General features: G+C 69.6%; 24 protein-coding genes and 1 pseudogene. 4 read left to right on the plus strand and 21 right to left on the minus strand.

Annotated elements, in window-relative coordinates:
* Positions 1-20: 20 nt before the first annotated feature.
* From GKE56_RS08885 to GKE56_RS08910, 6 genes are all read right to left on the minus strand, one after another.
* Entirely contained in the window at positions 21-1,058 is a 1,038-nt protein-coding gene (locus GKE56_RS08885; protein WP_154684241.1) for an ABC transporter ATP-binding protein, read from the minus strand.
* On the minus strand, positions 1,051-2,091 hold the full coding sequence (locus tag GKE56_RS08890) for an ABC transporter ATP-binding protein (RefSeq protein ID WP_154684242.1): 1,041 nt from the start codon (positions 2,089-2,091) through the stop codon (positions 1,051-1,053). Before GKE56_RS08890 ends, GKE56_RS08885 begins: the two co-directional genes overlap by 8 nt.
* 17 nt (positions 2,092-2,108) lie before the next feature.
* Entirely contained in the window at positions 2,109-3,038 is a 930-nt protein-coding gene (locus tag GKE56_RS08895) for an ABC transporter permease (RefSeq protein ID WP_154684243.1), read from the minus strand.
* A complete protein-coding gene (locus GKE56_RS08900; protein ID WP_154684244.1) occupies positions 3,031-3,957 on the minus strand; it encodes an ABC transporter permease in 927 nt (308 codons plus the stop codon). Before GKE56_RS08900 ends, GKE56_RS08895 begins: the two co-directional genes overlap by 8 nt.
* A gap of 260 nt (positions 3,958-4,217) precedes the next feature.
* Positions 4,218-5,864: an ABC transporter substrate-binding protein gene (locus GKE56_RS08905; RefSeq protein ID WP_154684245.1), complete on the minus strand. Its 1,647-nt coding sequence runs from the start codon at positions 5,862-5,864 to the stop codon at positions 4,218-4,220.
* A gap of 214 nt (positions 5,865-6,078) precedes the next feature.
* On the minus strand, positions 6,079-6,567 hold the full coding sequence (locus GKE56_RS08910) for a DUF2231 domain-containing protein (protein WP_154684246.1): 489 nt from the start codon (positions 6,565-6,567) through the stop codon (positions 6,079-6,081).
* 120 nt (positions 6,568-6,687) lie between these two features.
* Here GKE56_RS08910 and hisN point away from each other — a divergent pair, with 120 nt between their 5' ends.
* Complete coding sequence (gene hisN / locus GKE56_RS08915) at positions 6,688-7,488, plus strand: histidinol-phosphatase (RefSeq protein WP_154684247.1); 801 nt, start codon at positions 6,688-6,690, stop codon at positions 7,486-7,488.
* A 27-nt stretch (positions 7,489-7,515) separates the two neighbouring features.
* Here the strand turns inward: hisN and GKE56_RS17420 are convergent, their stop codons facing one another.
* The 12 genes and pseudogenes from GKE56_RS17420 to GKE56_RS08965 form a co-directional block, all read right to left on the minus strand.
* Complete coding sequence (locus GKE56_RS17420; protein ID WP_230208848.1) at positions 7,516-7,857, minus strand: hypothetical protein; 342 nt, start codon at positions 7,855-7,857, stop codon at positions 7,516-7,518.
* A complete protein-coding gene (locus GKE56_RS08920) occupies positions 7,808-8,884 on the minus strand; it encodes a pitrilysin family protein (protein ID WP_230208849.1) in 1,077 nt (358 codons plus the stop codon). The genes GKE56_RS17420 and GKE56_RS08920 overlap by 50 nt, the downstream gene beginning before the upstream one ends.
* Positions 8,881-10,164, minus strand: a complete 1,284-nt coding sequence (locus tag GKE56_RS08925) for a pitrilysin family protein (RefSeq protein ID WP_154684248.1) — start codon at positions 10,162-10,164, stop codon at positions 8,881-8,883. Before GKE56_RS08925 ends, GKE56_RS08920 begins: the two co-directional genes overlap by 4 nt.
* A gap of 29 nt (positions 10,165-10,193) precedes the next feature.
* The gene (locus tag GKE56_RS08930; protein ID WP_154684249.1) at positions 10,194-11,612 is read right to left on the minus strand and encodes an NAD(P)/FAD-dependent oxidoreductase; all 1,419 of its coding nucleotides are present in this window, start codon (positions 11,610-11,612) and stop codon (positions 10,194-10,196) included.
* A 172-nt stretch (positions 11,613-11,784) separates the two neighbouring features.
* Positions 11,785-12,291 (minus strand): methylated-DNA--[protein]-cysteine S-methyltransferase, encoded by a 507-nt coding sequence (locus GKE56_RS08935; RefSeq protein ID WP_230208850.1) that lies wholly within the window; start codon positions 12,289-12,291, stop codon positions 11,785-11,787.
* Positions 12,292-12,338: 47 nt separating this feature from the next.
* Positions 12,339-12,761 (minus strand): HIT family protein, encoded by a 423-nt coding sequence (locus GKE56_RS08940; protein WP_154684250.1) that lies wholly within the window; start codon positions 12,759-12,761, stop codon positions 12,339-12,341.
* Positions 12,762-13,178: 417 nt separating this feature from the next.
* Positions 13,179-13,685: a DUF1295 domain-containing protein gene (locus GKE56_RS17425; protein WP_230208851.1), complete on the minus strand. Its 507-nt coding sequence runs from the start codon at positions 13,683-13,685 to the stop codon at positions 13,179-13,181.
* 79 nt (positions 13,686-13,764) lie between these two features.
* Positions 13,765-13,980: pseudogene (locus GKE56_RS17430) on the minus strand (DUF1295 domain-containing protein); the annotation flags it as partial.
* On the minus strand, positions 13,977-15,260 hold the full coding sequence (locus GKE56_RS08950; protein ID WP_154684251.1) for a cyclopropane-fatty-acyl-phospholipid synthase family protein: 1,284 nt from the start codon (positions 15,258-15,260) through the stop codon (positions 13,977-13,979). The pseudogene GKE56_RS17430 and the gene GKE56_RS08950, both read right to left, overlap by 4 nt.
* A complete protein-coding gene (locus tag GKE56_RS08955; protein ID WP_154684252.1) occupies positions 15,257-16,594 on the minus strand; it encodes a class I SAM-dependent methyltransferase in 1,338 nt (445 codons plus the stop codon). Before GKE56_RS08955 ends, GKE56_RS08950 begins: the two co-directional genes overlap by 4 nt.
* Positions 16,591-17,322, minus strand: coding sequence for a DUF1365 domain-containing protein (locus GKE56_RS08960; RefSeq protein WP_154684253.1), 732 nt, complete (start codon positions 17,320-17,322; stop codon positions 16,591-16,593). The genes GKE56_RS08955 and GKE56_RS08960 overlap by 4 nt, the downstream gene beginning before the upstream one ends.
* Complete coding sequence (locus tag GKE56_RS08965; RefSeq protein ID WP_154684254.1) at positions 17,319-18,617, minus strand: NAD(P)/FAD-dependent oxidoreductase; 1,299 nt, start codon at positions 18,615-18,617, stop codon at positions 17,319-17,321. The genes GKE56_RS08960 and GKE56_RS08965 overlap by 4 nt, the downstream gene beginning before the upstream one ends.
* Positions 18,618-18,894: 277 nt before the next feature.
* Here GKE56_RS08965 and GKE56_RS08970 point away from each other — a divergent pair, with 277 nt between their 5' ends.
* A complete protein-coding gene (locus GKE56_RS08970) occupies positions 18,895-19,833 on the plus strand; it encodes a cobalamin B12-binding domain-containing protein (RefSeq protein WP_154684255.1) in 939 nt (312 codons plus the stop codon).
* A 22-nt stretch (positions 19,834-19,855) separates the two neighbouring features.
* On the opposite strand, the gene GKE56_RS08975 is transcribed toward GKE56_RS08970, so the two are convergent.
* The 3 genes from GKE56_RS08975 to GKE56_RS08985 form a co-directional block, all read right to left on the minus strand.
* Complete coding sequence (locus tag GKE56_RS08975) at positions 19,856-20,272, minus strand: hypothetical protein (RefSeq protein WP_154684256.1); 417 nt, start codon at positions 20,270-20,272, stop codon at positions 19,856-19,858.
* On the minus strand, positions 20,269-20,856 hold the full coding sequence (locus GKE56_RS08980) for a copper resistance CopC family protein (RefSeq protein ID WP_195908064.1): 588 nt from the start codon (positions 20,854-20,856) through the stop codon (positions 20,269-20,271). The genes GKE56_RS08975 and GKE56_RS08980 overlap by 4 nt, the downstream gene beginning before the upstream one ends.
* Before the next feature lie 156 nt (positions 20,857-21,012).
* Positions 21,013-21,705, minus strand: coding sequence for a hypothetical protein (locus tag GKE56_RS08985; RefSeq protein ID WP_154684258.1), 693 nt, complete (start codon positions 21,703-21,705; stop codon positions 21,013-21,015).
* A 259-nt stretch (positions 21,706-21,964) separates the two neighbouring features.
* On the opposite strand from GKE56_RS08985, the gene GKE56_RS08990 reads away from it, so the two are divergent.
* Both GKE56_RS08990 and GKE56_RS08995 read left to right on the plus strand, forming a co-directional pair.
* The gene (locus tag GKE56_RS08990; protein WP_154684259.1) at positions 21,965-23,086 is read left to right on the plus strand and encodes an alpha/beta hydrolase family protein; all 1,122 of its coding nucleotides are present in this window, start codon (positions 21,965-21,967) and stop codon (positions 23,084-23,086) included.
* Positions 23,087-23,277: 191 nt separating this feature from the next.
* Positions 23,278-24,921 carry an NAD(P)/FAD-dependent oxidoreductase gene (locus GKE56_RS08995; protein WP_154684260.1) on the plus strand — a complete coding sequence of 548 codons (1,644 nt, stop codon included), beginning with the start codon at positions 23,278-23,280 and terminating at the stop codon, positions 24,919-24,921.
* Positions 24,922-24,970 lie beyond the last annotated feature (49 nt).

Genomic DNA, 24,970 nt, shown 5'->3' on the forward strand with positions numbered 1-24,970 from the left:
GGGTCGTCGACGCACCAGGCTCAGGCGTCGAGCGGCTGGTCGGTCAGGTCCACCGTCTCGATGACCTCACGCGGCTGCGCGAAGTGACAGGCCGACAGGTGACCGCCCATGCCGTCCGGACGCAACTCGAGCAGCGGGATGTCGGTCGTGCACTTGTCCTGTGCCTTCCAGCACCGGGTGTGGAACCGACACCCTGACGGCGGGTTGGCCGGCGAGGGCACGTCGCCCTTGAGGACGATCTGCTCGCGCTTGTCACGCAGCGTCGGGTCGGGCACGGGCACCGCCGACAGAAGCGCCTGGGTGTAGGGGTGGGTCGGACGACCATAGATCTCGTCCTCCTCGCCCAGCTCGGCCATCTTGCCGAGGTACATGACCCCGACCCGGTCGGAGATGTGCCGCACCACGGACAGGTCGTGCGCGATGAAGATGTACGACAGGCCGAGCTCGTCCTGGAGCTTCTCCATGAGGTTGACGACCTGCGCCTGCACCGACACGTCGAGCGCCGAGACCGGCTCGTCGCAGATCAGCACCTTGGGGTTGAGCGCGATGCCTCGGGCGATGCCGATGCGCTGCCGCTGGCCACCGGAGAACTGGTGGGGGTAGCGGTTGATGTGCTCGGGGTTGAGCCCGACGAGGTCCAGCAGGTCCTGCACCGCGCGGCGGCGCCCCTTCTTCGGCACGACGTCAGGGTGGATGTCGAACGGCTCGCCCACGATGTCGCCCACCGTCTTGCGCGGGTTGAGCGAGGTGTACGGGTCCTGGAACACGATCTGGATGTCGCGCCTCAGCCGCCGCATGGCACGCCCCTTCTGGGCGTACATGTCGACACCGTCGAAGATCAAGGTGCCGGAGGTCGGTTCCTCGAGCCGCATGAGCAGCCGGCCCAGGGTCGACTTGCCACAGCCGGACTCGCCGACGATCCCGAGCGTCTCACCCTTGAGGAGCTCGAAGCTCACGCCGTCGACGGCCTTGACGTTGCCGACCGTGCGGCGCAGCACACCACCCTTGATCGGGTAGTACTTGACCAGATCGGTCGCGGTCAGAATGGCCTCAGCCATTGAGGACCTCCTCGGCAAAGTGGCAGGCGGACTCGCGACCGGGCGCGACCTCGCGCAGCGGCGGACGATCCGTACGGCAGATGTCCTGGACGAACTTGCAGCGCGGGTTGAAGGCGCAACCGGACGGAATCCGCATGAGGTTCGGCGGCAGACCGCCGATCGCGGCGAGCTGCTGGCCCTTCTGGTCGAGGCGAGGGATCGACTCGAGGAGGCCCTTGGTGTACGGGTGCGCGGGCTTGCGGTAGAGGTCGAACACGTCGGCGCGCTCGACGATCCGGCCGGCATACATCACCGCGATCTTGTCGGCGACGTCAGCGACCACGCCGAGGTCGTGGGTGATCAGGATGAGCCCCATCTGGCGCTCCTCCTGCAGCTCCTGCAGCAGCGCCATGATCTGCGCCTGCACGGTGACGTCGAGCGCGGTGGTCGGCTCGTCGGCGATGAGCACCGCCGGGTCGAGCGCGATGGCCATCGCGATCATGATGCGCTGGCGCATGCCACCGGAGAACTGGTGGGGGTAGGCCTTGACGCGTTCCTTGGCCGCCGGGATCTGCACCCGCTGCATGAGCTTGACCGCGCCCTCGAGGGCATCGGACTTGTTCATACCGCGGTGGACCCGGTACATCTCGGCGATCTGCCAGCCCACCGGGAACACCGGGTTGAGCGAGGAGAGCGCGTCCTGGAAGACCATCGAGATCTCCGGGCCACGGGTCTTGCGCCGTGGCTCGTCGGGCATGGTCAAGAGGTCCTTGCCGCAGTAGCGGATCTGGCCCTCAGGGATGACCGCCGGCGGCATGTCGAGGATGCCCATGATCGCCTGGGCGGTCACCGACTTGCCCGACCCGGACTCGCCGAGGATCGCCAGCGTCTCACCCTGGTAGAGGTTGAAGTTCACGCCGTTGATCGCCTTGGCGACGCCCTCGGGGGTGTGGAACTCGACGTGGAGGTTGTCCACCTCGAGCAGCAGGCCGTCCTGGGGTTGGTACTGCGACTCGGGGGTGGCCTTTGCGGACCTGGATGCAGTGGTCGTCATGTGTGGGGTCTCCTGCCTCAGCGCGACTTGGGGTCGAAGGCATCGCGCACCGCGTCGCCGAGCATGATGAAGGCCAGAACCGCCAGGCTCAGGAAGAGGCTGGGGAACAGCAGGATGTGCGGGGTGGTCCGCAGCGCCACGAGGGCGTCGGAGATCGCGACACCCCACGACACCGCGGGGGGCGTCAGACCGATACCGAGGAAGCTCAGGGTCGCCTCGACCGCGATGAAGACACCGAGGTTGATCGTCGAGACGACGATGACCGGGGCGACCGCGTTCGGCAGCACGTGGGACCGGATGATCCGCCACGGAGTCGCGCCGAGGGCGCGCGCCGCCTGGACGTAGTCGTTGGGCTTCACCTGCAGCACGCTCGAGCGCATCAACCGGGCGATGCTCGTCCAGCCGAAGGTCGCGAGCACGAGCACGACCTTGCCGACGACCACGAGGTAGGGGCTGTCCGGGTTGTTGGGGAACGTCGCCATGAAGAGGATGCCGCCCAGCAGCAACGGGATCGCGAAGAACACGTCCGTGATGCGCGAGATCAGGGAGTCCAGCCAGCCGCCGTAGTAGCCGGCAAGGACACCCATGATGCCGCCGATGAGGGTCGTCACCACCGTCGCGAAGACACCCACGAGGATCGACGCCCGCGCACCGTAGATCGTGCGGGAGTAGATGTCGTAGCCCTGGATGTCGCGGCCGAACCACGCGTGGGCGTTCGGCGTCTGACGGGCATCCGCGAGCAGGGCGTTGTTGGGGTCGCGGTTGGTGAACAGCTCGGGCCAGGCCGCCATGAGGACGAACAGCAGGATCAGCGTGACCGACACCCAGAAGATCGGGTTCTTCTTCAGGGACCGCCAGGCGTCGGACGTCAGGGACCGGGCGGCCTCGTCACTTCCGGGGGTCCCGGACTCTGCCGAGACGACAAGGGTCGACGATGCCTCAGTCATGGCTGATCCTCGGGTCGAGCACGCCGTACAACAGGTCGACGAGCAGGTTAACGAGCAGGAACACCAGCACCAGGATCGTCACGGTGCCGACGACGGAGACGCCGTCACGGTTGTGGATGCCCGTGTAGAGGTAACCGCCGACGCCCTGGATGTTGAAGATGCGCTCCGTCACGATGGCACCACCGAGGAGGCTGCCGAAGTCGGCGCCGACGAAGGTGATGACCGGGATGAGCGAGTTGCGCAGCGCGTGCAGCCCGATGGCCCGACGCCGGGTCAGGCCCTTGGCGATCGCGGTGCGGATGTAGTCGGCGCGCAGGTTCTCGACCAGGTTGGTCCGGGTGAGCCGCGCGGCATACGCGATCGAGGAGCTGCCGAGGACGAAGGCCGGCATGAGCAGCTCGTAGAAGGTGGCGTCCGGCGAGACCGTGACGGGGAAGAGGCTCCACTTCACGCCGAGGTAGTACTGCATCGTCTCGCCGATGACGAACACCGGGATCGCGATGACGAACAGGGTGCTGACCAGCACCAGGTTGTCGATGAACTTGCCCTTGCGGATGCCCGCGAAGACGCCGGCGAGAACGCCGATCAGGGCCTCGAAGACGATCGCCATGAGCGCGAGCTTCGCCGTCGTCGGGTAGCGCTGGGCCAGCTCGTCGGAGACCTGCTCGCCACGGAACGTGGTGCCGAGGTCACCCTGGGCGAGGTTGGCCATGTACTTGGCGTACCGCGTCGGGAGGGGGTCGTTGAGGTTGTGCTCGGCCCGGAACTGGGCCACGAAGCCTGGGGAGCAGGGCCGCTCGCCGCACATCCCGGCCGTGGGGTCACCGGGCAGGGCGAAGACCATGGCAAAGATAATGAACGTGGCGCCAAGCAGCACGGGGATCATCTGAAGCAGTCGCCGAATTACGTACTTGTACACGTCACCTCCTCTGGGTTGACGCCCTCGGGTGGGGGTGGGTCCCGGTGGCGTGGCTGGGGAAGCCGGTGGCGAACGATGCTCGCCGATACTTCCCACAACATAGTCGTTTGGATGAGTGGAGCGTGCGACGCGGTGGGATCGCCACCGTGGTCGCCGTGAGGGAGACGCGCAAACAGGCCGTCGGCCTGCCGGCTGTGAGGCCGGCAGGCCGACGACGCTGTAGGAGCCGCTCGCCCAGGGGCGGACGGGTCCGGGTGACCTTACTTGAGCGAGAGGCTCGCGAGGTCGATGGTGCCGAAAGCGGTGATCTTCACGTTGGTGACCTTGGTCGACCAGCCGAAGGTGGCGGTGGAGTACCACATCGGGATGACCGGCATGTCGGTCGCGAGGATCGCCTCAGCCTGCTGGTACTTGGCGTTGGCCTGAGCCGGGTCGGTCGCGGCCGCGGCGTCGTCGATCAGCTTGTCGAACTCCGGGTTGCTGTACTCGCCGTCGTTGGACGACGCCTTGGTCTTGTACAGCGGGGCCAGGAAGTCCTCGATCGACGGGTAGTCCATCTGCCAGCCGGTGCGGAACATGCCCTTCATCTTGTGAGACGTGATCTGGCTGCGGAAGGTGGCGAAGTCGACCACGGGGGTCGCGACACAGTCCACGCCCAGGGCGTTCTTGATGGAGTTGCAGGTTGCCTCGGTCCACGCCTTGTGCGAGGAGTCGGCGTTGTAGGCCAGCGTCATGCGCGAGCCCTTGAAGCCGCCGGCCTCGTCGAGCAGGGCCTTGGCCTTGGCCGGGTCGTAGACGCAGAACTCGCCACACTGGTTCGCCTTGTAGCCGTCGACGACCGGGGAGACCCAGCCGGTGGCGGGAACACGGGTGTTGTTGAAGATCTGCTTGACGATCGTCTTGCGGTCGATCGCCATGGAGATCGCCTGGCGGATCTTCGGGTTGGCGTAGTTCGGGTCGACACTGGTCGGCGCGAAGGTGATCGTCTGGATGACACCAACGGACTTCTGCGCGTTGCGGTCAGGCAGGTCGGTCTTGTACTTGTCGTCGATCATCGCGCTCGTGGGAACCGAGTCGGTCACGTCGAGCTGGTTGGCGATGACGTCGTTGTAGGCGGCGTCCTCGTCCTGGTAGATCTTGAACGTGACGTTGTCGAGCTTGGCAGCCCACTTGCCCGAGTAGTCCTTGAACTTGGCGAGCTTGATCTCGGTGTTCTTGGTCCACGAGACGAACTGGAACGGGCCAGCACCGACCGGGTGCTCACCGAACGCCTTCGGGTCCTTGAAGAACGAGTCGGGCAGCGGCGCGAACGCGGTGTAGCCGAGGCGCACCGGAAGGTTCGAGACCTTCTCGCTCGTCTTGATCGTGAAGGTGTAGTCGTCCTTCACCGCGAGGCCGGACATCTTGTCCGTCTTCGGCTTGGTCTTGCACGCAGGGTCAGCGCACTGCGTGTCGTTGAAGCCGTCGATGGGCTGGAAGAAGTAGCTGTTCTGCTGGGCGTTGGGACCGTAGGAGACCCAGTTCCACGCGTCGACGAAGTTCTTCGCCTTGACCTCGGTGCCGTCCTGGAACTTGTAGCCGTGCTTCAGGGTGACCGTGAAGTTCTGGTTGTCGGTCGTCTCGATCTTGTCGGCGATGTCGTTCTCGGGGGCGCCCGTCTCGGCGTTGTAGTGCACGAGCTTGGCCGTGACGGCGTCGATGACGTTGCCGCCACAGGTCTCGTTCGTGTTACCGGGGATGAGCGGGTTCTGGGGGTTGCACCCGTGGACCGTGACAGCACCACCGGTCTTGGCGGCGGCGCTGGAACTGGTGGACGTGGAACCGGAACCGCCGCCGCAGGCTGCAGCAAGCAGCGTGACAGCGGAGACACCGGCAACCATGACCACCGAGCGAGCAGTTCCTCGCATTGATGTCCTCCTACGTAGGTCTGCCGTTCTGGTGAACGGTCAGGGCTGCACACCGGATGGAGCGCAGCCGTGTAACGCCCATGGCGTCGTGTGGTGGCACCCATGAAAGAGCACTTCGTGCGTAAACGCGACGTTCTGAGGCAACCCGAGACAAAAACGTGATCGTCTGCGTCCCCGGTGAGGCGCGGATCTTCGGCGAATGTCCAGTTTGCGGCTATTTGCCAGTATTTCGGACGATCTCCGCCCATACGGCTGTCGCTCCGCTGTGTCCGACCCTCACCGTCCACACCACGGCGACGAGGGCCACCACACCGACGAGCGGCGCCGTGACCCGGCCGGGCAGACGCGGGCCCATCCCGGGTGCCTCGCCGGGTGCCTCGGCGGGATCCTGACGGGTGAGCTGCACCAGCACGGCGGCGACCGTCAGCGCGAGCGCCATCCAGGGCAGGGCGCTCGCGAGCTCTCCGTGGGCCCGGGCGACAGTCCCCCCGAGGCGGCGCTGGAGAGCCTCCCCGGACTGCGCAGCGACCCACGTGACCACCGTGACGGCTGCGTCCGCGGCGACCACGAGCCAGCCCGTGCGGCGGGTGGCCGCCGGCCGAGCGGACCACCACACCGTCACGATGGCGACGAGCGGGAGGAGCACGACGACGGCGTGGACCACCAGGGCATGGACCGGCAGTCCGAAGATCGTGTCGAACACGTGGATGCCCTTCGGCTCGGGGCCGGACCGGATGCCGGCCCACGTCGTCCGACGGTACTGCTCCGCCGGCGTGCGGCGCGTGGGGTCCGCGCCGGGGCCGGGACGGGCTAGCGTGGGCCAGTGCCCACCTACGATGACGACCTGCGCCTCGCCCACGTCCTGGCCGATGCGGTCGAGCGCATCACGATGGCACGCTTCCGCGCCGAAGACCTCACCGTCGAGTCCAAGCCAGACCTGTCCCTCGTGAGCGATGCCGACAAGTCCGCCGAAGAGCTCGTCCGGGCGCAGCTCAAGCGCACCCGGCCGCGCGATGCCGTTGAGGGCGAGGAGTTCGAGACCACCGGGCACGGACCGCGTCGCTGGGTCATCGACCCGATCGACGGCACCCACAACTTCGTGCGCGGCGTTCCGGCGTGGGGCACGCTGATCTCGTTGGTGGACAACGAGACTCCCGTCCTGGGACTGGTCGCCGCACCGGCCCTCGGCCGACGCTGGTGGGCCGCCAACGGGTCAGGCGCATGGTCCGGTCGCAGCCTCGCCGCCGCCAAGCGGATCCACGTCTCGAAGGTCAGCCGGATCGAGGACGCCTCCCTGTCGTACTCGAGCCTCTCGGGGTGGCGCGCGGTCGAACGCCACGCCGAGTTCCTGTCGTTGACCGATGACTGCTGGCGCACACGCGCGTTCGGCGACTTCTGGTCCTACATGCTCGTCGCCGAGGGCGCGGTCGACATCGCCGCCGAACCGGAGCTCGCGCTCCACGACATGGCGGCCCTCGTGCCCATCGTCACCGAGGCCGGCGGCCGGTTCACCTCGCTCGCCGGCAAGGACGGCCCGTGGGGCGGCAACGCCGTCGCCACGAACGGCCTGCTCCACGATGCCGTCCTCGAGCGGATCGGCACCCAGGCCCGCGCCACCCACTGACGGCTCTGCGCGCAGAGGTTCGTGCAGTCAGGCGGGGACGATGCTCACGTCCCCGATGCCCAGCTCACGCAGGCCAGCGGCATACGTGCTGGCGTCGCCGACCACGACGACGCTCCACTCCCCCGTCACCCACCGGCAGTAGGCCTCCTTGAGCGCCACAGCGTCGAGGTGCTGCATCGCTTCGAGCGTCTGGGTCGTGAAGTGGGTCGTGAGGCCCTCGAGGGCGAGGTTCGCGGCTTCGTCGGCCACCGCGTCGGCCACCGCGAACCGGCCGGGAGCGGTCTTGCTCATGTAGTCGACGCCGGCCTTCACCTCCTCCTCAGAGAAGCCGTCGCGCGCGCCGTCGAGGATCTCGAGCAGCAGGCGCACCGACTCGACGGTCGCGTCGGCGCGGACCGACCCGGAGGTGAGGAACAGCCCCCCCGACGCGGCGCGGCCGGAAGCCGGACCGGATGCCGTAGGTGTAGCCCTTCTCCTCGCGCAGGACGGCATCCACGCGGGCGCTCGGGGAACCGCCGACGACGAACGACAACACGGGGTATGCCGCCCAGCCGCCTTCGGCGCGGCGGTCCGGTCCGGACCAACCCACGACGAGCTCGCTCTGGACCGAGCCGGGGCGGTCGACGAGGACGACCCGGGCCGCGTCGGGGGCCCTGGTCGCCGACGTGGGTGCGGGGGCGATGACCTGCTCACCGGGGAGCCACCCACCGAGGGTCTGCTCCACCAGCGCGGCGCAGTCGAGCCCCGCGAGGTCACCGGCCACGACGACGGTGGCACCCAGCGGACCCACATGGCGACGGTGGAACTGGGCGATGTCCTGGCGGGTCATCGCCCTGATCGTGTCGGCCGTCCCGCCGGTGGGCCGCGAGGCGCGGTCTGCGGGGTCGAAGTAGGTGGCGAGGAACTCGCGACCCGCGCGTTGCGGTGCGAGGGCGCGCTCCTGCTCGATCTCGGCCAGCCGGGTCTTGAGGTGGCGGTCCACCTCGGACTGGGGGAATACCGGATCGGCCAGGGTCTGGCGCACCAGGTCGAGCGCCTCGCCCAGGCGGGCCTTGGGCACGTCGACGGCCACCCCCAGTCCGGTGTCGCTGACGCTGGCGCCGAAGGCGATTCCCTTGCGCTCGAGCAGCTCGGCGAACTCTTCAGGGGTGTGCTCGGCGGTCCCCTCGTCGAGCAGGCGCGCCATCATCGTCGCCACCCCCTCGACCGGCCGTGGTTCGACGAACAGCGGGAACGGGACCACCACCCGCACCGAGATGACGTACTGCCCGGGGACGTCGTAGCTGACCAGGCCGAGCCCGTTGGCCAAGGTCCGGCGCGACGGCTCGGGGAACGCCCAGGGCTCCGGCGGGAGCACCTCCGGTCGGCCGTCGGTGGGGGTGGGCTCGGCGCTCACGCGGCGTCCTCCTGTCGTTCGACGAGGTGCGCCACGACGGCGCGGCTCTCGGGTCGCAGCCACTGCCGCGCCGCGTCCCGCACCTGCTCGGACGTCACGGCGCGGAGCCGGTCGAGGAAGGTGTTGACGAACTGCGGATCGTCGTGGAGCAGGACGTGCTGGCTGATGAGGTCGGCCCGCTCCTCCTGGCTGGCCAGCGCCGACAGCCACGACCGCTCTGACTGCGCCAGCGCCGACTCCATCTCGACCGCCGTCGGGCCCTCTGCCGCGAACCGCTCCAGCTCCTCGACCACGCCCGCCTCGAGGGCGCCCGGGTCATGACCCTCGGCCACGTCGACGACGAAGAAGCCGAGGGACACCCCGTCGACGAATCCCATGGCGTGGGCCTGCACGGCGTTCGCCGCCTGTTCGCGGCGGACCAGCCGCTGATTGAGGCGCGAGGTGGTGAGGCCACCGATGGCGTCGATCGCCAAGGACGCGGCGAAGAACTCCTCGGTGTTGTCGACCGGCAGCCTGAACGCGATGTGCAGCCGGGTGTTGGGCACGCTGCCCGGCCGGTCGACCCGCACCGGGGCTTCCAACGGCTGCAGCTGCGGGAGTGGGTCGCGAGCTGGCTCCGCAGACGCGGGCAGCGGGCCGAAGTATCGCTCCGCAGCAGCGAATCCCTCGTCCGGCGTGAGGTCGCCGACCAGCGTGAGAACCGAGTTGTTGGGGCCGTAGAACCGCCGGAAGAACGCATGCACGTCCTCGACGCTCGCCGCGTCGAGGTCTTCCATCGACCCGATCGTGGGGTGGTGGTACGGGTGGTCCGGCGGGAACACGGCGGCATACACCTCGATCAGCGCCTTGCCGTAGGGCACGTTGTCGTAGCGCTGGCGCTTCTCCTCCTTGACCACGTCGCGCTGGTTGTCGAGGTTCTCCTGCGTGACCGCGTCCAGCAGGTAACCGTGGCGGTCGGCCTCCATCCACAGGGCCAGCTCGTACGCACCCTTGGGCACCGTCTCGAAGTAGTTGGTGCGGTCGAACCAGGTCGTCGCGTTGAGGCGGCCACCCTCGGCCATGAGCCGGCCGAAGTGCTCGCCGCTCGCGACGTGGCGGGACCCCTGGAACATGAGGTGCTCGAAGAGGTGGGCGAAGCCGGTGCGGCCCGGGGACTCGTGGCGAGACCCGACGTTCACCCACAGGTTGACGGTGACGACGGGCACGCTGGTGTCGGGCGAGACCACGACCCGCAGACCGTTGGCCAGCGTCCGCTGGTGGATGGGGTAGTCCAGAGGCATGACGTCACCCTAGGTGACGACCCTGGCCGTCAGAGGCCGCGACCGGCTTCCTCGCGCGCCTGTCCCACGGACTGGGGCGGCGGCTTCTTGTCTGCGGCGACCCGGGGCAGCGACGGCTGGTATCCGGACCCCAGCTGCTCGATGGCGGTGCGGGCGAAGACCTGCTGTTCGGTGACGGTGCGTTCGGAGCGACCGCGGCCGAGGAAGCTCACCGACCAGTGCAGCAACGTGGTGACGCGGCTCTTGAAGCCGATGATGTAGACGAGGTGCACAGCCAGCCACAGGAGCCAGGCGACGAACCCGCTGAAGTGCAGCCTGCCGATCGACGCCACGGCACTGAACCGCGAGATCGTCGCCATCGATCCCTTGTCGTGGTACTCGAACGGCCCCTGCTCGGGCTTGCCGGCGAGCCTGCGCTTGATCTGCTCGGCCGCGTAGCGGGCACCCTGGATCGCCACCTGGGCGACCCCGGGGTAGCCCTTGAGCGCGGCCAGGTCGCCGACGACGAACACCTCGGGCCGCCCGGGCAGGGTGAGGTCGTCGTTGACCTCGACGCGGCCCGCGCGGTCGACGGTCGCATCGGACTGCTCGGCCAGCGCCGCGCCCAGCTCGGAGGCCTGCACGCCGGCAGCCCACACCTTGCAGACGGACTCGATCCGGCGGGTCGAGCCGTCGGCATCCTTGACGTCGATGCCTGTGGCGTCGACCCCGACCACCATGGCTCCGAGCTGCACGTCGACGCCGAGCTCCTTGAGCTTGGCCGAGGCCTTGGCGCCGAGGTGGTCACCGAACGCACCCAGCACAGTCGGCGCCGCGTCGAGCAGCACAATGCGCGCCTTGCGGGTGTCGATCTGGCGGAAGTCGCGCGGGAGTGTGCGACGCGACAGCTCGGCGATCTGGCCGGCCATCTCGACCCCCGTCGGCCCGGCGCCGACGACCACGAAGGTCATCAGCCGCTCGATCTCCTTGGGGGTACTCGCCAGCTCAGCCCACTCGAAGGCGTTGAAGATGCGGCCACGCAGCTCGAGGGCGTCGTCGATCGACTTCATGCCCGGCGCGAACTGGGCGAAGTGGTCGTTGCCGAAATAGGACTGGCCGGCTCCGGCCGCGACGAGCAGGGTGTCGTACGGAGTGACCGTCTCGCGGTCGAGCACCTTCGACGTCACCGTCCTGGCGTCGAGGTCCATCGACGTGACGGTGCCGAGCAGGACCCGCGCATTGCGCTGGCCGGCCAGCACCTCGCGGGTCGCGGGCGCGATCTCGCCCTCGGAGAGGATGCCCGTGGCGACCTGGTAGAGCAGGGGCTGGAACAGGTGATGGGTCGTCTTGGCGATCAGGGTGATGTCGACATCGGCGCGCTTGAGCGCCTGAGTGCCGAACAACCCCCCGAACCCGGACCCGATCACCACCACACGGTGGCGCGGGGCCTGGGTGACTTCGTGCGACATGACGAACACTCTCCTGTCCAGAAAGACAAAAGACGGCTGGCACCGGCCAAACGCCCGGTGGTCTGCCGTCCTCGGTGACGCGTTGCTCTCGCGTCAACAACCCTAGCGTGGGTGGTATGCCGCGGCGCGCCGCGAGCGCGCAGGACGAGACGCGGATCACCCTCGGCGCCAGTCAGAAGAGCCGGGCGTCCCTGACCGCCTGGGGCTCCTCGAGGGCCAGCAGGAACCGCTTGCGGTCGAGTCCACCGGCGTAACCGACGAGGCTGCCGTCCGAGCCGATCACCCGGTGGCAGGGGACGATGATGCCGATCGGGTTGCGGCCGTTGGCAGACCCCACCGCCTGGCTGAGGTTGACGTCGCCCAGGGCCCGGGCCAGCTCGCCGTAGGTGCGGGTCTCGCCGTAGGGAATCTCGCGCAGGAGAGCCCACACCTGTTGCTTGAACGGGTCGCCGTGCGGGGCCAGCGGGAGGTCGAACGTCGTGCGGGTGCCCGCGAAGTACTCCCCGAGCTGCGTGCGCGCCACGCCGAAGCCGTCGTCGTCCCGCTCGCCCAGCTCGGCGGGGTCGGACGCGTCAGGTGCGTGCTTCTGACGGTCCATGGTGAGGCGCACGAGGGCGCCGTCCTCGGCAACCAGAGTCAGGTCGCCCACGGGAGAGGCCATCACGGTGTGGGTGCGCACGGCGTGATCCTGCCATCCTGGGGTGACAGTGACTCGCGCGGTGACAGTCACTCGGGCGGCGCAGGGAGCGCGCCCGCCAGCCGCGCGGCATACTCCTGCGCCTCGTCGGGCGAGGCGTACTTCGTCCGCGGCCAGAAGAAGCCGCGCAGCCCGTCGCCCTTGGTCCGCGGCACGACGTGCACGTGCAGGTGCGGAACCGACTGGGAGACGACGTTGTTGACGGCGACGAACGAGCCCTGGGCGCCGAGCCCGTCCACGACCGCGCGGGCCAGGCGCTGCGCGGCTCCCATGACGACGGGCAAGAGCTCGGCAGGAAGGTCGACCAGCGTGTGGACGTGGATCTTCGGGACGAGCAGGACATGCCCCTTGAAGACCGGCCGGGTGTCGAGGAAGCCCAGCAGGAACGGCTCGTCGAGGACCACCTGGGCCGGGAGCGCGCCGTCGATGATCCGGCAGAAGAGGCAGTCCACGCCCGGACTCTAGTGCTCAGGTGTTCAACGGGCAGTGCCGAGTTGTGTGCGGGTGGGTCATATGAGGGCGGGTTCGAGATCCCGTCCAGGGTTCGGGCGCGAGGGGCAGGTGCTCGTTCTGCGGGGTCGCCAGCAGCTGCTTGCGCCCGTTTCGGATGAGCCTGTCGACGTGGTCGGCATCGTTGAGGAGGTCCAGGAGTGGGCTATCGACGACCTCGGCCACGGAGGGCCCGAGCTGTGCGACGACACAGGCAACTTCCTTGCGCTGCTCCGGCCAGTCCTCAAGCAGGGAGTGCCCGTATGGTCCGCTCCGGGACAGAGCAGCATTGGGCTCGGAAACCTGGCAGCGGCGCGCATCGCGTTGCGCCAGCGTGGGAGGCTGCTCCCGGCTGAGCGCCAACCCGCTGAGTGCGACCGTCACTTCGTTCGCTCTCGTTTGGGTGGTCGAGGAATGAAGGAGCTCGTGCGGGCCTGGTACTCGCGGTAGCCGGGTCGCTCGGCCATGTGCTGCTCGAGCAGCCGGGCTCCCGTGGCGAACACGAGGAAGTAGGTCATGGCGACCGGTGAGAGCACGGTGAGCGCCCCGGGCCATGCACTCGCCGACACGAGGTAGATCCCCCACCACACGCAGGAGTCGCCGAAGTAGTTCGGGTGGCGGGTCCACGACCACAGCCCGCGGTCCATGACCGTCCCCCGGTTGGCCGGGTCGGCCTTGAAGGTCGCCAGCTGGTGGTCGCCCACCGACTCGAAGACCACGCCCACCACCCACAGGAGCGCGCCCGCGACCGCCACCAGGGGAATGCCGCCTCCAGCAGCGGCACTCACCTGGATCGGCAGGGACACGAACCAGATCGCGACGCCCTGCACTGCGTAGACCTTGCGGATGGCGACGAGGAACGGGTCGCCGGGCAGCTCGGCCAGCATCGCGGCATACCGCGGGTCCTCGCCCTTGCCGCTTGTTGCGACGGTGCATGTGCCAGGACAGCCGAAGCCCCCAGGCTGCGACCAGGGCGACTACCAGCAACCGACGCCAGAGCGGACCCTGACCGGCCGCCGCCGACACCAAGGCCACCGCGACGAAGCCCAGGCCCCAGGCCGTGTCGACCACGCTCACGCGTCCCTGGCGCCGACCCTCGAGCGCGGTGGCGATCATCAGGACGACCACGGCGAGCAGCGAAAGTCCGCTCACCGCAAGGAAGTTCGACAGGTCGAAGCTCATGACCAGCTCGCCGGCCGGACTGGCTCGACCGCCGCGTCACCGTGGTCCGGGCGGACCGCGAGGATCTGGTCGACCCCCATGCGCCCCTCACGGAATGCCATCGACGCCCCGACGAGGTACAGCCGCCAGACGCGGGCGACCTCCTCCCCCACCAGGTCGACCGCCTCGTCCCAGCGCTCCTCGAACCGCGCGTGCCAGGCGTCGACGGTGCGCACGTAGTGCTCGCGTAGTGCGTGGACGTCCCGCACCTCGAGACCCGAATTCTCAATCAGGGCAATGGTTTCCCCCACGGGACGCATGTGCATGTCCGGGGCGATGAACGACTCGATGAACGGACCGCCACCGGGAAAGCGCCCCCTCCGCGACATCTGCTGCACGAGGACCCGACCGCCCGGACGGACCTTGTCGTGCAGGACCGCGGCATACCTGGGGTAGTTCGCCTCGCCGACGTGTTCGCCCATCTCTAGGGAGACAACCGCGTCGAAGTCGCCATCCGGGATCGCGCGGTAGTCCTGCAGCCGGATCTCCACCCGGTCCTGCAGTCCACGCTCGCGGATCCGCCCGTCGATGAACCGCTTCTGCTCCGCGGCGATCGTCACGCCGGTGACGTGCGCGCCGAAGTGCTCCGCGGCATACAGGCTCATCGACCCCCAGCCGCAGCCGACGTCGAGCAGCCGGTCACCGGGCCGCAAGCCCAGCTTGCGACCCACGAGGTCGAGCTTGTCGCGCTGGGCGTCCTCGACGGTGTAGCCCGGCTCCGTGGAGGTCCAGTAGGCGCACGAGTAGGCCAGCTGCGGATCCAGGATGAGCTCGTAGAACTCGTTCGAGAGGTCGTAGTGGTGCCGGATCGCCTGGCGGTCGCGGGCCAGGCTGTGCAGCCGGCCCTTGACGACGGCCTGGCTGGCCGGCGGGCGTGGTGGCAGGCCGAGCGCACCCGACCGTCGCGCGAGACGCAGCAGCGCCGCGACGGCTCCCGACGTCGGCCGTATGCCGCCCAGTCCGCGCTCGCGCGCGACGCGCCAGACGTGCATGAGGGCCTCGTCGAGAGGTCCGTCGACGTCGACCTCGCCGGTGACGTACGCCTGGGCCACCCCGAGCTCGCCCGGGTGACGCAGCAGCCGGCGCAGGGCGCGCGGGGACCGCAGCACCACGTGGGGGGCATCGTCCGGGCCGGCGGTGCTGCCGTCCCAGGCGGTCAGGCGCACCGGCAGCTCGCCACCCACGAGGGGCGCGAGAGCGCCGGCCAGCTGCGGCGCCACGCGCTCCTGGGTTGCGGTCATCGCGCCACCTCGCGCTCCAGGGTGACCTGCTGGACGTCGAGGTAGCCCGAGCGGAAGCCCGCGCGCGAGTACTCGAGGTAGAAGTGCCACATCCGCGCGAACACCTCATCGAACCCCAGCCGGTGCACGCCCTCCAGCCCAGCGAGGAACCGCTCGTCCCACAGCCGCAGGGTCTCGGCGTAGTGGCGCCCGAAGGACAGCCGGTCGACGACCCTGAGCCGGGTGTGCTCGCGAGTGACGCTCTCGATCGCCTCGGTCGAGGGCAGGAAGCCACCGGGAAAGATGTACTTGTTGATCCAGGTGTAGGTGTAGCGCGTCGCCAGCATCCGGTCGTGGGGCATCGTGATCGCCTGGATGGCGACCTTGCCACCGGGCGCGAGGACGCGGTCCAGGGTCTGGAAGTACTCCGCCCAGTACTCGTGCCCCACCGCCTCGATCATCTCCACCGAGACGATCGCGTCGAACTCGCCCTCCACGGCCCGGTAGTCGAGCAGCTCGACCTCCACCGCATGGCTGAACCCGGCCGCCGCGATGCGCTCCCGCGCCAGCGCCTGCTGCTCGCTCGACAGCGTCACGGAGAGCACCGTGGCCCCACGGGCCGCCGCGCGGATGGCGAGCTCACCCCAGCCCGTGCCGATCTCGAGCACGCGCGTGCCTGCGCCGACACCGGCTTGGTCGAGCATCCGGTCGATCTTGCGCTGCTGCGCGGTGGCGAAGCCCTCCCACGCCACCGGCCCGCTCGGCACACTGACCGTCACGGCCTCGGTGGCCACCGGGGTCGCCGTGGACCGGGTGCCGTCGAACAGCGCGCTGGAGTAGCTCAGCGTCTCGTCGAGGAAGGTCGCGAACAGGTCGTTGGACAGGTCGTAGTGGCGCGCGATGTTGTCGCGGGTGTTGGCGGTCGTGTTGCGTTCGGTGTGCGGCGCCCGGGCGACGTAGAACGCACGGAGCCGCTGGAGCGGGGCCGGGACCAGGGTCGCCATCTGCGCGGCGAAGACCTCGAGCAGGCCAGCGAGGTCTGCTGCCTCCCAGTCGCCGGCCATGTAGGACTCGCCGAACCCGATCAGGCCCTTGGCACCCAGGGCCGTGAAGAAGGCCTCGGGCCGGTGCACGTCCATGACCGGGGCACTGTCGTCGTGCTTCGCCCCACCCATAATGGCGCCGTCCGCCAGCACGATGCGCACCGGAAGGCGGGATGCGGCGGATCGGAAGATCCATCGAGCGACGCGCGCCTCGACGGCACCGCGAACCCGTGCCCGAGTCGCGGTGAGGTCGGGCCAGCGGGCCGGGTCGATGGCCGGGCGGGTCGAGAGGCCTGCGGTGGCGGTGGTCACTGGACTGCCTCCTGGGAGTGGATGGGACGGGGCTGGATCGGGAGCCGGCGCAACCAGAGACGGATGCCGTGCCAGCGGATCCGGGCGGACACTGCGAGCGGTTCGAGGGGCTGGGTGAAGGCGAGCCTGAGCACGGTGGCGGCGGTCACGGGCAGCGCCCGCCCCGTCAGGCCTGCGACGAAGGGGGCGTGCCCCGGCCGCTCGAGGACGACCTGGATGCGCAGCCGGTCATCGGGTCGCGGAACCGTGAGACGGTAGCTCCCCGAGGTGTCGTTGAACGGGCTCACGTACAGGGCCTTGTCCACCACGGCGTGTCCATGCGCGTCGGCGCGGACCAGGTACGCGTGCCGGTCGCCGTAGGTGTTGTGCACCTCGACGACGGTGCAGGCGAGGTTGCCGTGGGGGTCGTGGCACCAGAAGACCGAGATGGGGTTGAACACGGTGCCAAGCACCCGTGGCATGGCGAGCATGAGGACCTGACCGCCGCGCAGGTCGATTTCCCGGGTCGCGAGGAACGCGTCGACGTTCTGCCGCAGGGACCGGTCCGGCTCGCCGAGGTGGTCGCGCGCGTCGAACCGCGCCAGTGGGCTCAGCACGCCCAGGCGCGGCAGGTCGTCGAGGTCGACGAGCCAGGTGTGGCTGCGGTGGCGGAACCGGTGCACGACCGGCTCGGTGCGGGCGTGCCCGACTCTGGTGGCATAGATGCGCGTGGCTGCTCCGGGCCTCATGAGGAACCGACCTCGACGAGGGCGTCGGGCACCCTCGTCAGCCAGTCCACGCCGAGGTGCGCGGCAGCCGCGGCGCCGGACCTGGCACCGTCCTCGTGGAAGCCCCAACCGTGGTAGGCGCCGGCGAATGCGATGCGGTCCGAGTTGATCTGCGGCAGGAGGCGTTGCGCCGCAACAGATTTCGGGGTGTAGAGCGGGTGCTCGTAGTGCATCGTGTCGATGACCCGACGCTGGTCGACGCAGTCGACGCCGTTGAGCGTGACCAGCAGCCTGGTGTCCCCGGTGTCGAGGCCCTGCAAGCGGGTCATGTCGTAGGTGACCAAGACACCGCCGGAGCTGCCACTGCGCTGCCAGTAGTTCCACGACGCCCTCGCCCCGTGACTGCGCGGCAGCACCGACTCGTCGGTGTGCAGCTGGGCGACGTTCTGCGAGTAGGGCATCGCCGACAGGACCTGCTCCTGCAGCGCGGTCTGCTCGGTCAGCATCGCGAGTGCCTGGCGAGGGTGGGTCGCGATGACGACCGACGCGTAGCTCTCGACACTCCCGTCCGCGGCCTGCACGAGCACCTCGCCGTCGCGCTCGGTCACGGCGCGCACTGGGGTGGCCAGCCGGACCTCGTCCAGCCGCGCCGCCACGCGTTCGACGTAGCGCGCCGACCCACCGACGACGGTCCGCCAGGTCGGCGAACCGAACACCGTGAGCATGCCGTGGTGGTCGAGGAACTCGAACAGGTAGCGCGCCGGGTACTCCAGGGCCATGGTCGGGTCGCACGACCAGACCGCGGCCACCAGCGGCTCGAGGAAACACTGGGCGAAGTAGTCGCTGAAGTGCACGCGTCGCACGAAGTCCGTCAAGGTCTCGTCGTCGCCGTGGGGGCGGGCCAGCACCCGCCGGGCCTCCCGGTGGAAGCGCCGGACCTCGCCGAGCATGCGCAGGTATGCCGGGTTGGCCAGGTTGCCCGCGACGGGGAACAGGCCGCGCGGCCCCTTGGCGCCGGCATACTCCAGGCCGTTGGCGTCGCACCGCACAGACATGCTCATGTCGGAGTCGCGGGTCTGCACCCCCAGCTCGCCGAACAGGCGCAGCAGCGTCGGGTAGGTGCGGTCGTTGTGGACGATGAACCCGGTGTCGACGTTGACCAGGCGCCCGTCGATGGTCACCTCATGGGTGTCGGCGTGGCCGCCGAGCCGGGAGTCGGCTTCGTACAGCGTGACCGGTCCATCGGTGCTGAGGACGTGGGCAGCAGTGAGCCCGGCAACCCCGCTGCCGATGACGGCGCGTCGTGGTGCTCGCATGGTGCTCCATCCGGTGTCGTGACGATGTGGGGGTCATTCGGCGCGCTCGGGTGGCCGGATTGGATGGCCGGATTGGGCGGAAGTCGCTCGACCGTGAGCTGTCCCCGGCTCGGCGTGGGGTGAGCTGCGAACCGGGGACAGCGTGAGGGGCGGGCGAAACCAGCGGGACCGAGCGTGAACAGCATGTACATGGTTTGTCTAGGGTTCTCTCCGCCATCATGACTCACGTACGGCGATCTGTCCATGCTTTGTCGAGGGACGCGCGTAGGGTGGTCCCATGTACACCATCAGTCACGCGGCGGCCCTGACCGGCGTGCCCGTGGCGACGCTGCGGGCCTGGGAGCGGCGCTACGCGGTGGTGACGCCGACGCGCACCGAGGCCGGCTACCGCCTCTACGACGACCAGGCGCTCCAGCTGCTCAGCGCGATGGGCGCACTCGTGGCCGCGGGGTGGTCCCCGCGCCAGGCTGCCGAGCACCTCCTCGCGGGCCGCGCGGGGGCCGCCGACGAGCCGTCCGGCGACAGGGCATCCGGCGACCGTGGATCGGGCGACCGTGGATCGGGCGACCGTGGATCGGGCGTCGAGGTGGAAACCACCGTCGGCCTCGACCTCGGTGCCCTGTCCCGGGGCGCCGCCGACCACGACCCACGCGCCATCGAACGCACCCTCGACGAAGCCTTCGCCGTCGGTGGCTTCGAGCGGGTGGTCGACGAGTGGCTGCTGCCTGCCCTGCGGGTCCTCGGCGCGGACTGGCAGAGCGGCGCCGTCGACGTCGCTGGTGAGCACCTCGTGAGCGCGACCGTGCACCGCAGGCTCGGGGCGGCCCTGGACGCCGCGGGGCGCGCCGCGCGCGCGCCACGGGTCGCGGTCGGGCTCCCGCACGGCTCGCGCCACGAGCTCGGCGTCCTGGCCTTCGCCGTCGTCCTGCGACGCGCGGGCATCGACGTCGTGTACCTCGGCGCCGACCTGCCGCCGGAGAACTGGGTCGCGGCCGTGCGCCGGCACCAGCCAGCGGCCGTCGTCCTGGCGGCGGCGACGCGCATCGACGTGGTGCCCGTGCGCGAGACCGTCGCCGCGCTGCGCGGAGCCAGCCCCGAGCTGGGGATCTACGTCGGGGGCAGCGCCCAGGACGAGGTGCGCGCTGGTGCCGTGACGCTCGGGCACTCCCTGCGGCGGGCCGCAGAGGTGATCACCGGCAGCCTCTCGCCGGCCTGATCCGGCCCACCCTCGAGGCCGGCTACCGCACGAGGATGGTGAGCAGTCGCAGCTCCGGGTGATGGGTCTCGACGACGTACGACCCGGGCTGGCTCGTGACGAGGTCGAGCGTCGTGGGCCGACCCGCCGTCAACGGGACCTCCTTCTCGAACCCGTGGACGTGCAGCTCGTCGTCGTGGTTGCTGGTCACGGTCAGCCGCAACGTCTGGCCGGCCTTGAGCTCGAAGTCGCCCGGCGCCGGACTGACCTGTGTGCCCGTGACGGTGACCCGCAGGGTCGTGCTGCCAGCCGGGTGCATGGTCGTGGACACGGACCCCGAGCTCGTGGCCGGCGAGGCCGCGCTGCCCGAGCACCCCGCCGCGGCGCAGCCGAACGCGACCACGGCCAGGGTTCCCAGCAGCCGCGTGCGTACGGGCCGGGTCAGCAGCGGGCGGGTCATGCGCGCCGCCCGATCGCGCGGCGCCGGCGCACCACGAACGCGGCGAGCCCGACGAGGACCACGACGAGCAGCGCGACCGCGACGAGGGTCGGCCAGCTCGCGCCCGACGTCTGCCCGGCAGGCGCCGAGACACCGGGCGTCGCCGACGGCTGCGATCCACCCGACGCCGCCGGAGTGGCAGGCGTGGTCCGCGTCGACATCGCGGGCCCGGTCACGTCGAAGGCGAAGGCGTTGGAGACCGGGTGCCCGTCGTCGGAGGTGACGCGCCAGACCACCTCGTAGCCCCCGCTCGCGAGACCAGACGCCAGGTCCTGGTGGACGGTGGTGCCGACGATCCGGGCGGATCCGACCGAGACGACCGAGCCGTCAGGGCCGGTCACGCGGACCACGTCGCCCACGGCTGCCGGGGCCTCGTCAAACGTCAGCACCACTTCACGAGGCGCGGTCGCGAGCGAGGCGCCGGCAGCCGGTGAGGTGGAACGCAGCACCGCATGGGCCGAGGCGGGTGAGGCCGTCGTGAGCGTGGCGGCGCCCAGTGCCACGAGGGTCGCGCCGGCCACCACGGCCAGCGACCAGGCGCTCACGCGACCTCGGTCGCGCACGATCGGAGGGGAATGCGTCATCAGGTGAAGTCCTTTGGGAGAGCTCCACACGGTTCGAGCCGTGCAGCGGAGCGGGTGGGTGGGCGAAGACCCCCGCCTGTCAGCCAGCCGCGATCCGGTCGGGACAAGACCTCTGCGTCAGGCTGCGACGAGGGGGCCACCCCACGGCGGCCCGCGCCGCCCCACACCGCCCGGACGAACCAGCGCCACCGGCGCATGCGCCACCGTGCTGCGTGCAGGCAGCGGCCGCAGGATGGCCGGACGGATGAGAGGACTCGGGCGCCGCAGTCGGACCAACGACGCGAGGAACCACACCGCAGCCTCACCGTGGGCGAGGCACAACCCCAGGAGGACGGCAGCCGCGGCGTGCGCCAGCACCATGGTGAGCCCAGTGAGCCCAGTGAGCCCAGTGAGCCCAGTGAGCCCAGTGAGCCCTTGACTGCCCGCGTGGCCCGCCATGGCCGGAGACGGCATACCTGTCGTTCCGGCAGGCGCCAGCGGGGCACACGAACCCATCGCGGCGTGCATCATGGACATCGCCCGCGCGGGCGCGACGGACAGGCACGCGTCGGCGGAGCCGGTCGCGGCCAGCGCCTCGTGGAGCAGCACCTGGCAGAGCCCGAGCAGGCCGGTCACGGCCAGCCGACCCAACCGTCGTCCCGTCACGATGACGCAGAGCCACCAGGTGACGAAGACCAGCACGGCGGTGCCGCGCAACGACGGCGGCGCACCGCCGCCAAGCAGGTGGGCGCCAAGGGAGAGCGTGTATGCCGCGAGGGCCAGCGCCAAGGCGCGCGTCAGGCGCAGCGCACCCGAAGCCGGTCCCAGCATGCGGTCTACGGTACCCGGCGCCCCGGGCGGGCGGAGTCGACCGGAGACACCACCGCTGCGCCCAGGATGAATGGGGCACCCAGGCAGACGGCAGCACAGTGCGGATCTTCGAGGAGAGTCTGTGTGGACGCTGAGGAGGCTGCTGTGAGGATCCTGAGGACCGAGGCACCCGTGGTTCCCGGTCGCCAGCACGGTGACCTACTGTGACGAAAGAGACCACTGTCGGGCCTTGAGCCCTTCACCTAGGGGAGCGTTGGCTGTGCCACTGACGTCGCTGCGGCTGTTGCTGTTCTGCATCCTGCTTGCGATCGGCGGCCCCATCGCGATCGGTGTCCTGGTCTGGCGCAACCGAGCCCCTCGCATGTCGCGCTGGATGCTCCCGGCGACCGTGGCGGTCGTGCTCCTGGCGCAGGGCAGCGCGGTCGCCGCCGTCGCCCTGGACGTCAACCGCGACTACGGGTTCTACCCGGACTGGGCATCCTTGTTCGGCACCGGGGTGGCGCCGCCGGTCGTCGCCAAGGGGGTGCGGCTCGGTCTCAACGGCCAGGCCATCCCCCACCGCCCGGTGCTGCGGGTGCCGGATCCCGCTTCGGGTACCGGACGCTACGAACAGGTGACCCTCGCGGGCCAGCACTCCGGGATCACGCAGAAGGTCATCGCCTGGCTGCCTCCGCAGTACGGCGACCGGCGGTACGCCACAACCAAGTTCCCGGTCGTGATGGTCCTCGGCGGCGCGGACGTCCACATCGCCTTCGTCGTGCAGCGTCTGGACTTCGCGCAGACGGCCAGCGAAGAGATCAACGCCGGACGCGTCGCGCCGTTCATCGCGGTCTTCCCGGAGATCAACGTCGGGCTGCCCATCGACACGGAGTGCACCGACCTGCCGGGCGAACCCCAGGCGTTCACCTGGCTCGACCAGGACGTCCCGGACTGGACCAAGTCGAACCTGCGGGTGAGCCACAACCCCAGCCAGTGGAGCGTGATGGGCTGGTCGACGGGTGGCTACTGCGCCGCGCTGCTGCACCTTCGCGATCCCGGCCGCTTCGGCGCCGCGGCATCGGTCGAGGGGTACTACAGCCCCGAGCCGGACAGCACCACCGGCACCCTCGGCCCGCGGCTGCGCCAGGACCCGCGGCTGGCCCACGAGTACTCCCCCACGTGGCTCATCGAGCACCGGCCACCACTGACGACGCACCTGCTGGTCATGACGTCGATGAAGGATCCGCAGTCCCGGCCGCAGTCGCTGCAGTTCCTGCGCCGGGAGAAGAACATCCCCGGCGTCCAGCCCTACGTGCTCCAGGACCTCGGGCACTCGCTCGACAGCTATTCCGCCGTCCTGCCACCCATCCTCGGCTGGCTCGCAGACGTCGCCGGCGCCTGACGACCTGACCCGACTCTCCCCCTTGCTGGAGGTTGTCCGATTCCGCCTCGGCGAGGGTCGGCTTCGTCCTACGCTCGGCTCGGCTCGGGGCACGGATCCTTGACCCAAGGACCTCATGACCTCGACGTTTCGCTCGGCTCCCTCGCCTGCTGGCGAGGGAGCCGACGCGCTGGACGAAGGGATCGAGAAGCATGGCACGCACTCCACTTGGTCGACAGCTGCGAGTCCTCGCCGATGAGCATCGCGCCGCACAGGTGCTCGGCCTCACCGCAGAACAGGTGCACGAGCTCGGGGCGGAGGCGACCAGGGCGGAGTTCGGTCGCCGCGGACTGCTCAAGGGCGCCCTCGGCGCCGTTGGTGTTGCGGCACTTGGCGTTTCGTCGTTCGAGCTCCCCAGCGCGGCTGCAGCCACGTCGCGGCGGATCGCCATCATCGGCGGAGGCATCTCGGGGCTGTGCGCGGCGCTGCGGCTGCAGGACTCGGGCATCGCGGCGACCGTCTACGAGGCCAACTCGCGCGTCGGCGGACGGATGTTCTCCAACGCCACGAACTGGCAGTCCGGGCAGGTCACGGAGTGGGGTGGCGAGCTCATCGACACCGGCCACAAGACCATCCAGACCTTGGCCAAGCGGTTCAACCTGCCGCTCGACGACCTGGTCCAGGCCGAACCCAACGGCGCCGAACCGACTTACTACTTCAACGGCTCGTACTACCCGTACACCCAGGCCACCAAGGACTTCCAGGCCGTGCACAACGCCATCCAGGCGGACATGCAGACCTTCACCTGGCCGGTCACCTGGAACTCGAGCAACGCCGCCGGTACCGCACTGTCGAACCTGAGCCTCTACGACTGGATTGAGACCCGGGTGCCCGGCGGACACGGTTCGCCGATGGGTGAGCTGCTCGACGTCGCCTACAACATCGAGTACGGCGGCGAGACCACCGACCAGACCGCCCTGAACCTCCTGGGTCTGCTCGGGTACCAGCCGAGCCCGGGCCAGTTCTCGATGTTCGGCATCTCCGACGAGCGGTACCACATCCGCGGCGGCAACCAGCAGCTCCCGCAGGCGATTGCGGCCTCCCTGCCCGCCAACACGGTGAAGCTCGGCTGGCAGCTCACGGCGGTGAAGCTGAACCAGGACGGCACCCAGACCCTCACCTTCGCCAGCCCGACCGGCGTCACGACGGTCACGGCCGACCACACCATTCTCGCCGTGCCGCTCGGGGTGCTCCAGCGGCTCAACCTGTCGGCTGCCGGCTTCGACTCCCGCAAGACCGGTCAGATCGCCGCGATGCGGATGGGCAAGAACGCCAAGCTCCAGCTCCAGTTCACCAACCGGCTCTGGAACATGACCGGGCCTTGGCCCGGGCTCTCGAGTGGCGAGACGTACGCGGACACCGGCTACCAGAACTCCTGGGACGTCTCGCGGGCCCAGGGTGGAGTGCAGGGGATCCTGCTGCAGTATGCCGGCGGCAACAGCGCCGGGTCCTTCAAGCCGCCGACACCGTTCTCGGACCAGACGTCGAACTACGTGCGATCCGCCGCGGCGACGTTCCTCGCCCAGATCGAGCCGGTCTTCCCGGGCCTGACCGCTCAGTGGAATGGGCGGGCCACCCTCTCGGCGTGGCCGACCAACCCGTACAGCTATGGCGCATACTCCTACTGGCCCAAGGGATACTGCCACCTCTACGCGGGTTACGAGGCGATGCGGCAGGGCAACATCCACTTCGCTGGTGAGCACTGCTCCATCGACTTCCAGGGCTACATGGAGGGGGGCGCCGCCGAGGGTCAGCGCGCGGCAGGTGAGGTCCTGGGCGACCTCGGCGTGCGGTAGGGCGCCGACCGCGGAGGCGGTCCCCGAGTGACTCGGGGACCGCCTCCTG

The sequence above is a fragment of the Nostocoides sp. HKS02 genome (assembly GCF_009707485.1).
Classification (GTDB): Bacteria; Actinomycetota; Actinomycetes; order Actinomycetales; family Dermatophilaceae; genus Pedococcus.

What these genes read in the sequence shown, in the direction of transcription:
- GKE56_RS08905 (WP_154684245.1), bottom strand. Translation starts at nt 5,864, where the DNA reads ATGCGAGGAACTGCTCGCTCGGTGGTCATGGTTGCCGGTGTCTCCGCT.
- GKE56_RS08890 (WP_154684242.1), bottom strand. Translation starts at nt 2,091, where the DNA reads ATGACGACCACTGCATCCAGGTCCGCAAAGGCCACCCCCGAGTCGCAG.
- GKE56_RS08885 (WP_154684241.1), bottom strand. Translation starts at nt 1,058, where the DNA reads ATGGCTGAGGCCATTCTGACCGCGACCGATCTGGTCAAGTACTACCCG.
- GKE56_RS08950 (WP_154684251.1), bottom strand. Translation starts at nt 15,260, where the DNA reads ATGACCGCAACCCAGGAGCGCGTGGCGCCGCAGCTGGCCGGCGCTCTC.
- GKE56_RS17425 (WP_230208851.1), bottom strand. Translation starts at nt 13,685, where the DNA reads ATGCTGGCCGAGCTGCCCGGCGACCCGTTCCTCGTCGCCATCCGCAAG.
- GKE56_RS08965 (WP_154684254.1), bottom strand. Translation starts at nt 18,617, where the DNA reads ATGCGAGCACCACGACGCGCCGTCATCGGCAGCGGGGTTGCCGGGCTC.
- GKE56_RS08930 (WP_154684249.1), bottom strand. Translation starts at nt 11,612, where the DNA reads ATGTCGCACGAAGTCACCCAGGCCCCGCGCCACCGTGTGGTGGTGATC.
- GKE56_RS08925 (WP_154684248.1), bottom strand. Translation starts at nt 10,164, where the DNA reads ATGCCTCTGGACTACCCCATCCACCAGCGGACGCTGGCCAACGGTCTG.
- GKE56_RS08995 (WP_154684260.1), top strand. Translation starts at nt 23,278, where the DNA reads ATGGCACGCACTCCACTTGGTCGACAGCTGCGAGTCCTCGCCGATGAG.
- GKE56_RS08970 (WP_154684255.1), top strand. Translation starts at nt 18,895, where the DNA reads ATGTACACCATCAGTCACGCGGCGGCCCTGACCGGCGTGCCCGTGGCG.
- GKE56_RS08960 (WP_154684253.1), bottom strand. Translation starts at nt 17,322, where the DNA reads ATGAGGCCCGGAGCAGCCACGCGCATCTATGCCACCAGAGTCGGGCAC.
- GKE56_RS08975 (WP_154684256.1), bottom strand. Translation starts at nt 20,272, where the DNA reads ATGACCCGCCCGCTGCTGACCCGGCCCGTACGCACGCGGCTGCTGGGA.
- GKE56_RS08895 (WP_154684243.1), bottom strand. Translation starts at nt 3,038, where the DNA reads ATGACTGAGGCATCGTCGACCCTTGTCGTCTCGGCAGAGTCCGGGACC.
- GKE56_RS08985 (WP_154684258.1), bottom strand. Translation starts at nt 21,705, where the DNA reads ATGCTGGGACCGGCTTCGGGTGCGCTGCGCCTGACGCGCGCCTTGGCG.